Origin of the sequence: Leuconostoc sp. DB-1 (genome assembly GCF_013414845.1) — a bacterium.
Taxonomy (GTDB): Bacteria; Bacillota; Bacilli; order Lactobacillales; family Lactobacillaceae; genus Leuconostoc; species Leuconostoc mesenteroides.
Genome location: NZ_JABFNJ010000001.1, coordinates 499,002 through 513,463, shown reverse-complemented (window position 1 = coordinate 513,463; position 14,462 = coordinate 499,002). Strand labels below are relative to the sequence as shown.

Sequence of the window (14,462 nt, the reverse complement as noted above, 5' to 3'; positions counted from 1 at the left end):
TCCTTTCTAACATTAACGCTCAGCGTTGTATATTGACCACGCTTCATCAAATGTTGTCATACTCATTAAATAGGTTGTATTCTCTTCTAAGTACTTTGACAATTCATCAAAATCACTACTTTGTTTTGGAAATGACGAATCTAAAAAGGCATTGTTTGCAAATTGTTGCACTTCATTGGCTGCCATAGAATTACGATTCGTCATTAACCAATTGTAAAATGAACGATCACTTTTTCTCATTAGCAAGACCTCCTTGGAAAACAAACTGATCTGCTTTTATATTAATGACCTTTGCTTTAAATTTAATGCCCTGCGTTGTGGGTAACTTACTCATATCAATGAATATTTGCTTCTTCTTCGGTACGATTGTGACGTATTCAGGCGCATCGTAACTTGATCTGACGTAACTCATTACAGTTTTAATTGGCAACGATAGGTTACCAATTGCTAAAGATTTCGCCTGCATAACGATGTTCCCATTAGGCGTTAATTTGGCATCTAGCGCCATGCCAAAATTAAATTTTTGGCCCAAAAGTTTGGCGCTACCATACATCATCACGTCATCCCCAATTTTAAAAGTATAGCCACTGTTATCTGTATCATTAAGATAATGAGCAACTAAGGCATTGATTTGTTTTTTATTTAAGGATACATCAAACGTCGCGTCCGATTTACTGATCTTGGATACATTGTCCTTAATTTTTACTGGCCCGCTAGCTTCATTGAAAAGCCAGATTCCACCTACCAATAATATAGATATTAGACCCCAAAAAAGCCAGAACCAAATTGGCTTTTTCTTTTTGACTATTTTATTTGATCTAGCTATTGTTTGATCAGCCATTGCTTTGTTTCCTTTTTCATTTTGTTAAATAACTGTGTTGTCATGTAATTATAGCCCTTATTATTAGGGTGGTAATTGTCTTCCGTACTAATCCATGCGTTGTTAACATTCTTTTGACCCGTCAATACGGCTGTCATGGCAGCATTCGAATTTGAACTGCTATTTGAGTTAGCTGATTCCTTAATGAGCCCTTCTCGTTGCGTTGTTGTTTTAAATTGACCATACGTTAAATTGAAAATACTGACAAAATATGCATTGCCAGCTTCTTTGGCAGCTTGAGCATTAATGTTATTAAATAGCTTAACGTCGTCATTAAAATCAGATCGATCGGCAAAATGAACATATAAAGGATTATAATTTCCAAATATAAATATTGGTGCATCAGCATTATAAGAGCGAATATCCTTTATCAAAGCAAATAACTTTTGTTGATAAGATTGTTGCCCTGCTTTAACGGCAGCTGACAACGTCTTTGGAGACGTTGCCAAAACATTTTTCAAAAGCAATTGTTGTAAATCATTACCACCAGAGGTCATTACAATCACATTAGCTTTTTGTAATCGTTTTTGAAATTTTTGTTGCGTATCCAATCTTTTTTTGATTTGGTCAGATCGATCCCCTGCTTTACCAAAATTACTAACAGTGACACTAACGTTGTATTGTGCACGAATTTTTTTAGCAATGCGCCCAGAATACCCCTTCATATTTTTTTCGTCTCCAACACCCTCTGTTAATGAGTCCCCAAGGGCAACTAAATTAATATGTGATACTTTTTGCACCGATTTTTGAGGTTGATTTAAATCATTTTTTTGATTTTCCCAAGTTTTGATGCCATAAAATGCCCCAATGCCAATCAATAAGATGGTTATTAAACTGATGGCAAACTTTCGCATGTGCAATTCTCCTGAAACTTAACTGGTAACCATTATAGCGTAAATGACCATTATGTACAAAGAGCAAGTATTCCTCGTTCTTTATTTTTTTATTTTATAAAGTGATATTTAAATTAAATGAACGCGTGATACGATAACACTATATACTACGGCTACAACATACACGCCAATCAGGCGATCGAGATAATCCGTTCCAATCTGTACTAGAAAAACAGAAAGTGTTTGGTTGACCCCAAGACCGTGAAGCACCTGTACAATCGTGCTTGACCCAGAAGAAGTAATGCCGTGAAAAAGAATGACGGTAATTACTGAACTCACAATTGTCGCCGGTACGGATATGATCAAAGCTGACCACCAAATATTTTTAACATCCGTAGCGCTGACTTTTCTGTAAATTAATCCTGCCACAAGAGCGGTAACAATTTGGCTAGGCGTGTAGTAAATTGAAAAAAGGTCACCTGTTGTACCGTTTATTAATGCTGTCAAAATACCAACGACTACGCCACCAACTGGACCAAAAAAAGATGCGCCTAAAAGCGTACCAATCGTGTCTAAGTAAACTGGTAACTTGGCAAGTAAAGCAATGTGACCACCAACAATATTAATCACAATAAATAAGGCAATTAACGTGATACGCTGAGTAGATAGCTTTTTCATGATAATACCTCAAGATCTGTGGCAATATTGGTTAATTCAGTCAATATGGTTGCTGACGAAATTCCCAATAGGCGAGCTATGATTTCCGCCATAACATGCAAAGAATCCACCTCTGTTAAAATCACTGCGTTCGCTTCTTTTTTCCAAAAATCAGCTATATCAACTATGCTTTGTCCGAGGGCTACACCTTCTGTTACTACAGTGACATATTTACTAATGCCACGAGTATACTCAGGATATAATGCATGAATAATCACAAGTGGATCATTAATAACCGCCCCCAACACATGTTCTTGTTGCCAATGAAAATCAAAATAAAACTTAATGATTTTTGTGATAAATATTGATTGCTCAGGATTCAATCGCTGCATTAATGACAAGATATTTGGTGTCAGTAACATTTTTCGAGTAACATCTAATGGGACAATTTCAGCTACAATAGGACTATTTTTCAAAACATAATCAGCTGCATTCGGATCTACCCAGAAGTTGTATTCAGCAACTGGTGAGGTATTTCCATTCGAAAGATAGGATCCACCCATAATGATTAGGCGCGACATATTTTGCCAAACCTTGGGATTTTCTTGCATGGCTAGCGCAATATTTGTCAACGGTCCCAAAGCCAGTACCCAAACATCATTATGATTGGTGAGTAACTGATTGTATGCTGAGTGGGCACTTATTGTGCTGGCCTCTATCATTGGGACAGCAATATTACTTTGTCCTAACCCATCCAATCCGTGGGTATCCTGTGCACTGATGTACTCATGTTGCAAGGGTTCATGTGCCCCTTCAAAGACAGGAACATCAGTCCTTCCTACCTCTTCAAGCACTTTGAGAGTATTCTGAACACCGATTTTTGTAGGGACATTTCCCTCGACAACAGTAATGGCGATAACATCAAGCTCTGGTGATTTTAATGCGACCAAAAGTGCTAAACTATCATCAATTCCTGGATCCGTGTCAATTATAACTTTTTGCATTTTATCTTTCCTTTCTGTCATATGTGATTTTATTGATACAATACAATCACACTTGGTTTTTTATTCTGGGATTTTCCGAACCAGTCCGGCACGATTGCCGATTTTGATAAATGCTTTTTAAGTGTACCAATTTTAATGCAACAATAAAACCCCAGAAATAAAATTCTGGGGTTTTTATTTTAGCGTGCTCGGTACAAAATTGCTAATGCGCCTACGCCTGTATGAGTAGAAATAATTGGTGTTGTATTTAAAACTCGAATTTCAATATCAGGCCAAATTGCTTTTAAGCGTGCTGCAATTTGAGCTGCTTCCTCTGGAATTCCTGCGTGAGAGATACCTATTGACAATACTTCCTTATACTCTTGCATCTTAGCAATAACATTATTGTTGAATTTAGCAATAGTTTTCATGCCTCGGCCTTTGAGCAGTACTTCAACCGTGCCATCATTTTTTGTTACACCAGCACCGACCTTAATGTTTAGCAAATTACCGATAATTCCTTGTGTTTTACTCAAGCGACCACCGGCAACCATATTTGTCAAAGAAGTAAAACTCAAAAAAATATGCGACTCATCACGAGCTTTTTCAACCGCTGGTAATATTTCAGCCATCGTAGCCCCTTGGGACGCCATTTTTGCCGCTTGTAAGACAACAAATGCTTGCGCACGGTCAGCCGCTAATGTGTCAAATGTTGTAATCTTAGCACTTGTCAATGCGGCTGCTTGTTCAGCGGCGCGGACAGTTCCTGACAGCCCTGATGATAAATGGAGACTTAAAATTTCGGAATCTGGAAATTTCTGATGAATATCATCATAAACAGCTTGAAATGTGCCGATTGATGGCTGCGATGTTTGAGGAAGACTCTTACTTTCAATCATCTTTTCAAGAAATTCATCGCGCTGAATAGTGACACCATCTTCATAGACTGTACCATCGATTTGTACTGATAGCGGCACAATTTTGATATCGTATTTGGTAATTTCTTCTGGAGTTAATGCTACAGCTGAATCTGTAACGATTTTAATATTTGACATATTCTTTCCTTATATGCGTTCGTAGCGTTCGACAACGAATGCGTAATCATGATTATCATCTTTCGCATGTGGTTCACTGGACTTTAGTTGAAATTGTGTTAAATCCACCTCATCAACAAAAGTATCGCCATCAATCACACCGTCAACTCGCGTTATAACTAAATCTGTTGCATAGGGCATAAATTCACGGTAAACTGCTGCGCCACCAGCAATCGTAATATCTCGCTCTTCCTTAGCTATCAAATTTTTGGCTTCTTCAATGGAATGAATAACTTTTACTTCTGGATAACTTGGTGTCCAGTCTTCTTGCCTAGTCATAACTACAGTTGTTCGTTTAGGCAATGGCCGCCCAATGCTAAGCCACGTTGGGCGCCCCATAATCATTAGGGTATTGACTGTTTCATCTCTAAACAGTTTGAGATCATCAGGCATATGCCAAGGTATACCACCATCTTTTCCAATTGCATGTTGACGATCTTCAGCCCATACCATTTTAATTTTGGTCATTTACGTACTCCTTTGCAAACTTTTCAAGTGCGTCGTGATCATTTGAAATATCACCAACAACGACTGCGTACTCAATTTTTTTAAGCACACGCCCCAATAAAGGCCCAGGTGTTAAAATACCAGAACGGATCAATTCACCGCCACTAATGTTAAGATCAGCAGCTTTTGTAATCGGTAACATCTCTATTATATGACTTATTCTCTGAATTGTCTCGGGCTGACTACCAGTTAGTGACAAAACTTCAAGCAATTCTTCCTGATAAGCTAAAACTTGGTATATATCAAATACAGTTGATTTCTTTGGATTATGCACAATAGGAACAATTGCGTTGACCGTTTTCATCACGTTACGACTCATTTTCCAATCGTACATAAATTGACGACGTTTCTTGTCATCAAATTGCGTTCTTGATAATATATGTGCCCAAGCCACGGTGTAATTTGTAGCCTGGTCTTTATTTAAATCATCTATAATACTTGACCAATCTTCAATGTGCGGACCTGGTAAATAATTCATGACCTGATCGCGCAGGGCCAGTTCTAAACTCTGCGATGCTTGACTACCTAACAATAATTTTTCAAATTCAACTCGAACTCGTTCAACCGCGATTTTAGCCAAGTTCGGTGCCAAATCTACCAATGCTTTTTGAGTATCAGCTTCAATGTTAAAACCAAGTTGGGCGCTAAATCTCAGGGCACGCATCATTCTCAGGGCATCTTCTGTGAAGCGTTTTTCGGCATCACCAACGGCTCGAATAACGCCTTTTTTCATGTCCTCTAGACCATCAAAGAGATCTAATACCTCACCGTCGTGCCGCATTGCCAAAGCATTAATTGTGAAATCACGTCTTTTAAGATCCTCTTCGAGGCTACGTACAAAAGTGACATGATCAGGTCGCCTAAAATCTGTGTAAGTTGACTCGACACGAAAAGTCGTAATTTCATATCCTGTCCCATGGTCCAAAACCATCACTGTCCCGTGTTGAATGCCCGTATCCACAGTATTATGGAACAATGATTTAACTTCTTCTGGAAAAGCGCTACTTGCAATATCAACATCATGAATCGTTTTTCCAAGCATAGTATCACGTACCGAACCACCAACAAAATAAGCTTCAAATCCAGCATCTTCTAACTTTGTTAATATTGGTTGTGCATCTATAAATTCTTGAGGTAATTGTGTAATTTTCATATGAGTCTATTTTACCAAAATAGCAGCATTTGCGTATCTTTAATATTTTGCATTTTCTAATCGCATTTGCATATCAGCATCTTCTGGTTCGATATTTAAATATCTGACCATCATATCAATCTCACCTTGACGTTCACCTTCTTCATGGTACCAATCAATAATATCACGCAAAAATGAAGTATTCTCTTGGAAAAAGGGTAAAGCCATTTCCCAATATTTAGTAGCTTGATCTTCCTTGCCTTCCTGATAATAGGCGCGCGCCAAATGCCAGTAAAATTCCGGATCAATAACATCTTCTTGAATATGTTTCTCTAACAACTGAATGTCTGCTTCGAATTCTCGTTGCTTTAATAGCAAAGCAGACAAAATAATTATTGACGTCACATCTGTATCATCTAACGCCAAAGCATTTTGATAATATGCTTTAGCTTTAGCATCATCTCCAAGTTTTTCTGCTGCCAACCCTGCTAGACGATATAATACTGTATTGGTCTCATCTTGAGCTAATCCTTCTTGATAAACTCGGTAAGCGTCCTCAAGTTGTTGTTCTTGTTCATACGCTTGTCCCAATATCGGATAAATAGACGTATATTTAGGGTCCACTTCCAATACACCATTAAACAAATCAATCGCTTCTCTGGTTCGTTTGTTTTCTTGATACAGAACTGCCAATTGGAATCGTGTATCTAATGTCATTTGTTCTGGTTTAATTTGTTCTAAATAACCAACCGCATGCTCATAATTACCCACTTGAGCATACGCCATACCAATACGCGCTACAATATCAACTCGACTAATTTCTCGTTTGCCTTTTTTCAACAACGCACGATAACGTGGAATCGCCTTGGGATAACTTTGATTAGCATAATAAAATTCAGCTAAGGCAAATTGAATCACATCTTCATCTGGGGATATTCTTTCTGCCTGCAATAGACTGTGTTCTGCAGATTCCGTTAATCCCTCAGACTGATAGACATCTGCCTTAACGAGTAAAGCCTGTAAGTATGAAGGTGAATCAGGCTTAATTTGCGCTAAATAGTCTTGCGCTTCATCAATCTCACCATCTTCTATCGCAATATCAGCTAATGCCGTACGAAGTTCATCCTCATCAGGGTATTTTTCTAATAATTTTTTATAGGCACGACGTGACTGGTTCAAAAACCCAAGAGCATATAACTCCTCAGCTAAACTATAAATTAAATCATCACTATCTTTTCGTAATGATTGTGCAAAAAATTTTTTTGCATCATCTAGTTGCCCACTTGAGAGAGCATCAAGCATTTGTTGCGCATAGTTCGTTTCCATAATAACCTCGTTTTTAATCAGTAATTGTAAACATTTGTTCCGTTTGCAGATCTGAAATCGCATTTAAATCTACTGTCACGCCAATGCCGTAATTCCTTGGCACTGATATAATCCCATTATTCACGCGTAAACGTTCCTCAATAATATCACGTTCAAAATAGCGCCTGCTATCTGAAATATCTCCTGGGAAAGCAATTTTAGGTAAACTACTAATTGCTATATCGACGCTTCTACCTAAACCACTAGTTAGCATGCCGCCAACCCATGGCTTATCAACAAGTTGAATAGCCGTCAAAGCGTTGGAAATACCACCAATCTTGCCCTGTTTAATTGTCAAAGCTTTCGCCGAACGACATTTCAACATCGTAGCAACATCGTTAAGATTATTAATTGATTCGTCTAAACTAATGATTTTACTTGTATGAGCTTGGAGTACCGCATGCTGTACAAAATCATTTTCACCAAGTGGTTGTTCAATGAACCCAACATTTTCAGGTAACCTGTTAATTTGTGCAATATTTTCATCTGTAAAGCTACTGTTTGCATCAATTGAAAATTGTTGTTCAGGATATTTTTTAACAGCCGGTTCAAATTTTCAAAGTCAACTACATGAGCATCAATTTTAAGCTTAATTCTCTGATATCCTTGCGTTAATGCTTCATCAATACTATCTGCCATACCGACAGCGATTCCGACTGGAACTGTTCCCCCTTGGCCATGAATCATTTGTTGTAGAGATTGATGCGTTAGTTTACCAATCGCGTCCCAAACAGCCATTTCTAAACCTGCCTTAGCGAATGAAGCAAATGGCGTCAGTTGATTCAAACGTATCGAAAACGATTGGGGATTACTAAAAGAGAATCTTCGAATTTGTGGTAACAAAACTGTTTTTAAAATTTCTCGACTGACAGATTGATTTTCAAGCGTATACGAGAAGTCTGCAAACGACTGAACTTCACCATAACCTACAGCTATCTCACCACTATCTTCGTTCAATAGTTCAACGGTGACAATAGTTAATGGTCGTTCGCTAATGGTGTGATGCGCAGTTTCAAAGGCTTGCAACATAGTCAGTGCAATAGGTATTAAAGTTATTTTTTTAATTTGATACATCGAGTACCTCAATAAATGCTGCTGGTTGCTCAAAATGCGCATTATGTCCAGCATTGGGCACAATGCTTATTTTGGCATTTGGCAGTAAGTTTGTCATTTCTTCGGCAATAAGGTTAAATTTAATATCTTGTTCTCCTACAATAACTTGTGTGGGTGTATGTAATGATTGCAAACAAGGCCAATAATTTGGTTGCACACCACTACCCATATAACGGAGTGAGTTCGCAACGTTGATTGGATTCTGATTTATCCGTTGTTGATGCATAAACTTCTTTTGCTCTGGACTAACATGTTGTTGTGTAGCAAATAGTGGCATCTGCTCCCAGTCCGTAACAAATGTTTCAAAGTTTTGCTGGATTTTTTCAGCCTTTTTATAATCAGAAACACGCCGTTCATGACGTTCTTGAGCAGTCTTCAGTCCAGCAGTTGTGCTCTCTAAGTATAATCGTTTTACCAACTCACTGTGCACCTTGGTAAAGCCTAAAGCTAACCGACCGCCCATCGAGTAGCCTAGTAGGTTAATATTTTTCCAGTGCAATTGATTCAATATAATCGCTAAATCTTGTATTTGATGAGCCATTTCAAATCTGGTAACTTCAACCGACGTTGTATGACCACCAAACCCCAGTAAGTCCAAAGTCAGTACTTGTCCCGGTAAATGATCAATAATATGATTAAAATCACAATGAGAGCCCATAAAGCCATGTAATAATAGCCACTTTTGATTTTCATCATTATTTTTCGTCAGGTAAGCCTGATAAGGATAATTATTGACGTCAATAATCATTTTAACATCTCCAATACTTCACGATGGTCATCTCTATTCCTCTGACGATCACTTTTATATTCAATCAGTCTTGTCGTTTTTGAAGGTGTCTGTAGAATTTGGCTTAATGCTTCTGGAACATTCAATTGATGATAGTCTATATCATATAAATCAGCGATTTTTTTAATGTCTATATTTAACGGCGTGCCAAATAATTGTTCAAAATACTTTGGCGCACCGGCCTGTGGTAGAAATGAGAAAATGCCCCCACCGTTGTTATTAATTACGATAATATCTAACGGTAACTGATAGTTTTTAGCCATCATTAAACCATTCATATCATGAAATAGCGTCAAATCACCTGTCAACAAAACACTCCGCTGCTTAACCACTGCGCTCATGCCCAATGCACTCGATATCACACCATCAATGCCATTAGCTCCACGGTTTGCATAAATGCGCTGCGTATGGTTTCCAGTAAAAAAGTTATCCATGTCACGTATTGGCATACTGTTAGCCACAAAAATATGCGTGTCATCTGGAACAGCATCATCCAAAGCAGTTATAATATTCATTTCGTTACGAGTTTTTATTACTTTAGGCAAAGACAACCACTTTTGATTAAAATCAATCTGATTTTTAGACAGCGTCAAATGCATGTTTTCCAGGAAATCATGTGGCGCCATCTTGATTGCTCGTGCAATATGCCTTGTATGATCTACACCAGCATCTTCATCAACATGCCAAGTTAAAATATTTTCCTCTTTTAGCCACTGTAATACACGTGCAGACACTGGCGTTTTACCAAACCGAACAACTAAATCAGGCTTCAAATCAGCATTAATCTTATGTGCCTGAAGTAAAACATCTATGCCATGAATTGTATATGTGTGTCTGCTTTGACTCAGAACATCGGCAATGACAGGTACATTATTTTTAATAGCGAACTTTTTTAAACTATCGTCATAACTATTCAAAACATTTGGACCAGCCAATATTAATAATCTTTTTGCCGTTATTGGTGGTAAACGATATTGCACGGATTGCTTGTCAAAAACTACTCGTTGAACATGCACCTCATCTTGGCGAGCTAATATAGGCATTAATGGCTTACGAAGTGGTAAATTAATTTGAATAGGGCCACGTGGTGCAGTAATAGATAAGTTAACCACTTTTTGTACTATGAAATCAATATACTCTGTCACATCGCTGTGCATATCTTGCAAACGTATTAAAACTGCCTGCTTTGTTAATTGTCCAAACAAGTTGCTTTGCGGTATAGTCTGTGGCGCCCCATTGAACTGCAATTCTTGGGGTCGATCAGTCGATAATACGACTAATGGTATGTTCGCAGCATACGCTTCAGCCACTGCTGGCATATACTCTGCAATTGCAGTGCCAGATGTTCCTAGCAGGACAACAGGTTCTAAAAGTGTTTTGGCGATTCCTAAAGCAAAAAAGCCAGCTGACCGTTCATCAACATCAACAAATAATTTAATTTCATTATTTTGTTCTGCGTATTCTGCTAAAAGTAATGCTATCGGTGTACTTCTGGATCCAGGAGACACAATAAAATGTCGAATGCCACTTTCAAATAGTGCCTCTAGTAGGTGCTTTGTATTAAAAGTTAGTGTGTCCGTCATTTGATAGTTCCTCCAGTAACTCAAGCATTGGTTGAAACTTTAAAGTTGTTTCGTAATATTCTTGTTGGCTATCTGATTCAGCAACAATACCAGCGCCTGCAAACAGACGAGCATTTCGCCCATTAACATACATTGATCTAATACCGACAACGAATTCTCCGAAATTATTTTTTGTAAAATATCCTATTGGGGATGCAAATAATCCTCGGGGATGCAATTCATAATTACGAATATATACCAAGGCATTTTTTCTTGGTAAACCGCCCAAAGCTGGGGTTGGATGTAATTTTCCGACAACATCTTTAATAGAAATGTTGGTAGCTAATGTGCCTTGGATTGGCGTATAAAGATGTTGAACCTGCTTATTTTTCAACAAGAAAGGCTTATTTGGCACATGCAATTGATTAGTTAAACTACCCAATTGCTGAACAATATTATCCACAACATAACGATGCTCTTGATTGTTCTTTTCGCTATTCAATAACTCTTTACCCAGTTTAACATCTTCTAGGTCTATCTGTCCGCGACGAATTGTACCGGCCACAGCTGCTGTTTCTACTTGGTTATCATTTATTTTAACCAGTCGCTCTGGTGTGGCAGTTATAAATAGTTCAGTATCCCTTTTGAGGGCCGCATGATAAACATCTTGCTGTTTTTGCAGTGCTGGTATAACTTTAGACAAAACCAATTTTGCTGATAAGGTTATTTGCTGTTGCCGACTAAAAACCACCTTTTTTAAACTTCGATTAACACTCAACTCATTAATTAAAGTCTGCACCCTTGCTTGCCAATCAGCCTCAGCACTTTCATCGATAATTTGCGGTGCTTGTGGTTTTTTTAATTGACTAAGTTGCATTAAATAATCGTCAATAGCTGTAGTACTAGATAGTAATTGATTATCTTGCAATAAAACTAAAAATTCAGGCTCAAACCAAAAACCCTTCATGATTCCTGCTTCTAACTGATCATCAAAAGAGCTGGCACCAAAAACAATCGAATCTGTTTTATCTGGCATTTTTGACCATATTTTTTTTTGTCCAAACGCATACATTGTGCTTTTTTTATCACTAGTTTCAAAGAATGCAGCAACTTGAACATTATCTAACATTTGATTTAATAAACTGCGATCCATCGACCTCAGCGTGCGTCGATATTGTATCAATTCGTCTATGATTACCATTTCACATGTGCCTTTAACATATAAAAAGCAACAGATGTTGATCTGTCGCTTTTACTTTAGTTGTTGCGCAGACGCCTAGCGGCCTGCCAGACATTGCCTACTTCAAAATTTTCATTTATTATCACACCATTTTCAATGCCCGCAAGTACAAATGCTTTTGCATCCGCTACAGCATCCGTAACACTGGACGTTACGATGTTGGCTGCAATGCTGGATGAAAAAGTACAGCCAGCGCCGTTGTTCATGGGGATATTTGACATCACTTTTTTCTGTTCAAATATTTTATAGTTGTTATTGTGAAACAAAAGATCGAATGTTTGATTACCAGCGAGTCGCGCGCCACTTTTAACTACAACACTCTCGACTCCAAAACTACCAATAACTTTTGCCGCAGCTTTCATATCGTCTACACTCTGAATCGTTAAACCAGACAATAATTGTGCCTCATATAGATTTGGAGTTGCGACTGTGGCTAATGGTAATAACTGATTTTTTATTTCTTGTACCAAAAAATCAGTATTTGTACTATCCGTTTCTTTGAACACCATCACGGGATCAACAATAACAGGTACATCAACTTTTTTTAAATACTCAGCAACTAAGTCAATAATGTCAACTGTGGGCAGTAAGCCAACTTTAATCGCAGCAATATCATCTAATGCTAACGTTGAATCAAGTTGTGCTTGAATAATTTTTAAATCAGTTGGGTAAATTTTAAAATTGTCGTTTGTTACGGTCACAATACTTGTGATCACACTTAACCCAAAGTATCCAAATTCATTAAATGTAGCTAAATCAGCTTGAATCCCACCACCTGAAAGTGAATCAGAGCCAGCGATTGTTAGTAACTTCTTAACCATTATTGATCAGCCGATGCTGTAAAACTAATATTCTGTCCATCATCTGTAATCTGCGTCACAACGGCATCATTTCCACCTGATGTAATGTTCCATGAATAAGTACGCCTATTTTCTTTAGCCCATGCAATAGCTTCACTAATCTTTTTGCCCTTTAATTGCGCTGAATCAGCGGCACTACTTGAACTGCTTGAAGATGATGAACTTGAGCTACTTGAAGACGACGAGCTTGATTCACTTGACGATGACTCAGAATCGCTTGATTCACTTTCATCCGAAGAACTGCTATCTTCAGATGTTGAATCAGAATTTTCTTCGATTGTACTGTTTGTACTAGTTTTCTGTTCAATTGGTGTGGTTGTTTTTTGTGCAGTTGAATAATTCATGTAGATAAAAATACTCAACGCTACAACAATTAAAATTACAAGCACGATAAAAAAATTACGTACTGGATGCTTTTTTTTATAAAATTGTGGTCGTTTATAATTATTATAATCTGCCATATTAACCTCTAATCACTAACTATTATATCAAATAAAGCGATAAATTTCCTACCATATATATGGTATGATTAATTTTACGAGATATTACGAGGTTTTGACTATGGAAACAACTAATCTAGAACGTATTTCTATTAGAGACTTAATTATGATCGCAATTGGTACTGGAATGTATGGCTGGGGGTTAATTAATGTTAACATTCCTAATGACTTAGCCGAAGGTGGCATTTCTGGTATCACACTAATTTTGCGTGCACTTTTTAATTGGAATCCTGCTTATACTAACTTACTATTAAATGTCCCTTTACTTTTTATTGGCTATCGTATTTTAGGGCGTCGTGCACTGATTTACACTATTTGGGGCATTGCATCCCTATCATTTTGGCTTTGGTTGTGGCAAGTTGTGCCCACTCCGCCTGCACTTCATCATGATATGCTGATTGCTGGAATAATTGCCGGGATAATTGCCGGATTTGGTTTAGGTATTGTATTCCGCTTTGGTGGCACATCAGGCGGCAGTGACGTTGTCGCTCGTATTGTAGAGCAAAAATTTAGCATTCCTATCGGACGGACAATGTTTATCCTAGATGCCTGTGTTTTACTGTTATCACTTGTTTATATTGATATTGTTCACATGATGTACACACTGATTGCTTCATTTGTATTTTCACAAGTTGTTAGCATGACGCAACGAGGCGCTTATGATGCAAGGTCCTTTATGATCTTTACACAGTATCCAGAAGAAATGTCACATGCTATTATGGATGAACTTGATCGTGGTACTAGTTTGCTTAAAGCTGAAGGAGGCTACTCTCATCGAGATCAACGTGTTGTTTATGCCGTAGTTGACCCTTCAGAAGTCAGCACAGTCCGGCGCATTGTTGATCAGGTAGATCCAAAAGCTTTTGTTTCCATATTTACAACGCAAGAACAGCTTGGCGAAGGTTTTTCTTATCTTCGTCCCAAAAAATCAATATTCAAATTAAAATAA

The 14,462-nt window shown here is 37.8% G+C and carries 15 protein-coding genes and 1 pseudogene; 1 reads left to right on the top strand and 15 read right to left on the bottom strand.

From position 1 onward, the window contains the following. Positions 1 to 12 precede the first annotated feature (12 nt). The 15 genes and pseudogenes from HFP47_RS02435 to HFP47_RS02365 all read right to left on the bottom strand — a co-directional run bounded on the left by HFP47_RS02435 (position 13) and on the right by HFP47_RS02365 (position 13,474). Complete coding sequence (locus tag HFP47_RS02435; RefSeq protein ID WP_140682572.1) at positions 13 to 240, bottom strand: YozE family protein; 228 nt, start codon at positions 238 to 240, stop codon at positions 13 to 15. Beyond that, on the bottom strand, positions 227 to 841 hold the full coding sequence (locus HFP47_RS02430; protein WP_011679548.1) for a YpmS family protein: 615 nt from the start codon (positions 839 to 841) through the stop codon (positions 227 to 229). Before HFP47_RS02430 ends, HFP47_RS02435 begins: the two co-directional genes overlap by 14 nt. Beyond that, the gene (locus HFP47_RS02425; protein ID WP_140682569.1) at positions 823 to 1,734 is read right to left on the bottom strand and encodes an SGNH/GDSL hydrolase family protein; all 912 of its coding nucleotides are present in this window, start codon (positions 1,732 to 1,734) and stop codon (positions 823 to 825) included. Before HFP47_RS02425 ends, HFP47_RS02430 begins: the two co-directional genes overlap by 19 nt. Before the next feature lie 108 nt (positions 1,735 to 1,842). Then, positions 1,843 to 2,391 (bottom strand): ECF transporter S component, encoded by a 549-nt coding sequence (locus HFP47_RS02420; RefSeq protein WP_179875972.1) that lies wholly within the window; start codon positions 2,389 to 2,391, stop codon positions 1,843 to 1,845. After that, positions 2,388 to 3,374 carry a nucleoside hydrolase gene (locus HFP47_RS02415; RefSeq protein ID WP_042252952.1) on the bottom strand — a complete coding sequence of 329 codons (987 nt, stop codon included), beginning with the start codon at positions 3,372 to 3,374 and terminating at the stop codon, positions 2,388 to 2,390. The genes HFP47_RS02420 and HFP47_RS02415 overlap by 4 nt, the downstream gene beginning before the upstream one ends. Before the next feature lie 179 nt (positions 3,375 to 3,553). Continuing rightward, the gene (locus HFP47_RS02410) at positions 3,554 to 4,408 is read right to left on the bottom strand and encodes a DegV family protein (protein WP_179875971.1); all 855 of its coding nucleotides are present in this window, start codon (positions 4,406 to 4,408) and stop codon (positions 3,554 to 3,556) included. Positions 4,409 to 4,417: 9 nt separating this feature from the next. After that, positions 4,418 to 4,915, bottom strand: a complete 498-nt coding sequence (locus HFP47_RS02405; RefSeq protein ID WP_011679544.1) for a dihydrofolate reductase — start codon at positions 4,913 to 4,915, stop codon at positions 4,418 to 4,420. Next, positions 4,902 to 6,107, bottom strand: coding sequence for a CCA tRNA nucleotidyltransferase (locus HFP47_RS02400; protein ID WP_042252947.1), 1,206 nt, complete (start codon positions 6,105 to 6,107; stop codon positions 4,902 to 4,904). The genes HFP47_RS02405 and HFP47_RS02400 overlap by 14 nt, the downstream gene beginning before the upstream one ends. Positions 6,108 to 6,146: 39 nt before the next feature. Next, positions 6,147 to 7,412, bottom strand: coding sequence for a lipopolysaccharide assembly protein LapB (locus HFP47_RS02395; RefSeq protein WP_014324526.1), 1,266 nt, complete (start codon positions 7,410 to 7,412; stop codon positions 6,147 to 6,149). A 13-nt stretch (positions 7,413 to 7,425) separates the two neighbouring features. Beyond that, positions 7,426 to 8,525 (bottom strand): annotated as a pseudogene (gene menC / locus HFP47_RS02390) (o-succinylbenzoate synthase). Continuing rightward, a complete protein-coding gene (gene menH, locus HFP47_RS02385) occupies positions 8,512 to 9,312 on the bottom strand; it encodes a 2-succinyl-6-hydroxy-2,4-cyclohexadiene-1-carboxylate synthase (RefSeq protein ID WP_011679540.1) in 801 nt (266 codons plus the stop codon). Before menH ends, menC begins: the two are co-directional and overlap by 14 nt. Beyond that, positions 9,309 to 10,934, bottom strand: coding sequence for a 2-succinyl-5-enolpyruvyl-6-hydroxy-3-cyclohexene-1-carboxylic-acid synthase (gene menD, locus HFP47_RS02380; protein WP_179875970.1), 1,626 nt, complete (start codon positions 10,932 to 10,934; stop codon positions 9,309 to 9,311). The genes menH and menD overlap by 4 nt, the downstream gene beginning before the upstream one ends. Beyond that, complete coding sequence (locus HFP47_RS02375) at positions 10,912 to 12,066, bottom strand: isochorismate synthase MenF (protein ID WP_042252942.1); 1,155 nt, start codon at positions 12,064 to 12,066, stop codon at positions 10,912 to 10,914. Before HFP47_RS02375 ends, menD begins: the two co-directional genes overlap by 23 nt. A gap of 104 nt (positions 12,067 to 12,170) precedes the next feature. Continuing rightward, positions 12,171 to 12,974, bottom strand: a complete 804-nt coding sequence (locus tag HFP47_RS02370) for a bifunctional hydroxymethylpyrimidine kinase/phosphomethylpyrimidine kinase (protein ID WP_011679537.1) — start codon at positions 12,972 to 12,974, stop codon at positions 12,171 to 12,173. Further along, positions 12,974 to 13,474, bottom strand: coding sequence for a hypothetical protein (locus HFP47_RS02365; protein ID WP_048592895.1), 501 nt, complete (start codon positions 13,472 to 13,474; stop codon positions 12,974 to 12,976). Before HFP47_RS02365 ends, HFP47_RS02370 begins: the two co-directional genes overlap by 1 nt. 100 nt (positions 13,475 to 13,574) lie before the next feature. Here HFP47_RS02365 and HFP47_RS02360 point away from each other — a divergent pair, with 100 nt between their 5' ends. Continuing rightward, positions 13,575 to 14,462, top strand: a complete 888-nt coding sequence (locus HFP47_RS02360; protein WP_011679535.1) for a YitT family protein — start codon at positions 13,575 to 13,577, stop codon at positions 14,460 to 14,462.

Bases quoted from the DNA above. Each gene is read 5' to 3' on its own strand.
- HFP47_RS02405 (WP_011679544.1), bottom strand. From the start codon at position 4,915: ATGACCAAAATTAAAATGGTATGGGCTGAAGATCGTCAACATGCAATT.
- HFP47_RS02395 (WP_014324526.1), bottom strand. From the start codon at position 7,412: ATGGAAACGAACTATGCGCAACAAATGCTTGATGCTCTCTCAAGTGGG.
- menD (WP_179875970.1), bottom strand. From the start codon at position 10,934: ATGACGGACACACTAACTTTTAATACAAAGCACCTACTAGAGGCACTA.
- HFP47_RS02420 (WP_179875972.1), bottom strand. From the start codon at position 2,391: ATGAAAAAGCTATCTACTCAGCGTATCACGTTAATTGCCTTATTTATT.
- HFP47_RS02435 (WP_140682572.1), bottom strand. From the start codon at position 240: ATGAGAAAAAGTGATCGTTCATTTTACAATTGGTTAATGACGAATCGT.
- HFP47_RS02370 (WP_011679537.1), bottom strand. From the start codon at position 12,974: ATGGTTAAGAAGTTACTAACAATCGCTGGCTCTGATTCACTTTCAGGT.
- HFP47_RS02400 (WP_042252947.1), bottom strand. From the start codon at position 6,107: ATGAAAATTACACAATTACCTCAAGAATTTATAGATGCACAACCAATA.
- HFP47_RS02365 (WP_048592895.1), bottom strand. From the start codon at position 13,474: ATGGCAGATTATAATAATTATAAACGACCACAATTTTATAAAAAAAAG.
- HFP47_RS02425 (WP_140682569.1), bottom strand. From the start codon at position 1,734: ATGCGAAAGTTTGCCATCAGTTTAATAACCATCTTATTGATTGGCATT.
- HFP47_RS02430 (WP_011679548.1), bottom strand. From the start codon at position 841: ATGGCTGATCAAACAATAGCTAGATCAAATAAAATAGTCAAAAAGAAA.
- menH (WP_011679540.1), bottom strand. From the start codon at position 9,312: ATGATTATTGACGTCAATAATTATCCTTATCAGGCTTACCTGACGAAA.
- HFP47_RS02375 (WP_042252942.1), bottom strand. From the start codon at position 12,066: ATGGATCGCAGTTTATTAAATCAAATGTTAGATAATGTTCAAGTTGCT.
- HFP47_RS02360 (WP_011679535.1), top strand. From the start codon at position 13,575: ATGGAAACAACTAATCTAGAACGTATTTCTATTAGAGACTTAATTATG.
- HFP47_RS02410 (WP_179875971.1), bottom strand. From the start codon at position 4,408: ATGTCAAATATTAAAATCGTTACAGATTCAGCTGTAGCATTAACTCCA.
- HFP47_RS02415 (WP_042252952.1), bottom strand. From the start codon at position 3,374: ATGCAAAAAGTTATAATTGACACGGATCCAGGAATTGATGATAGTTTA.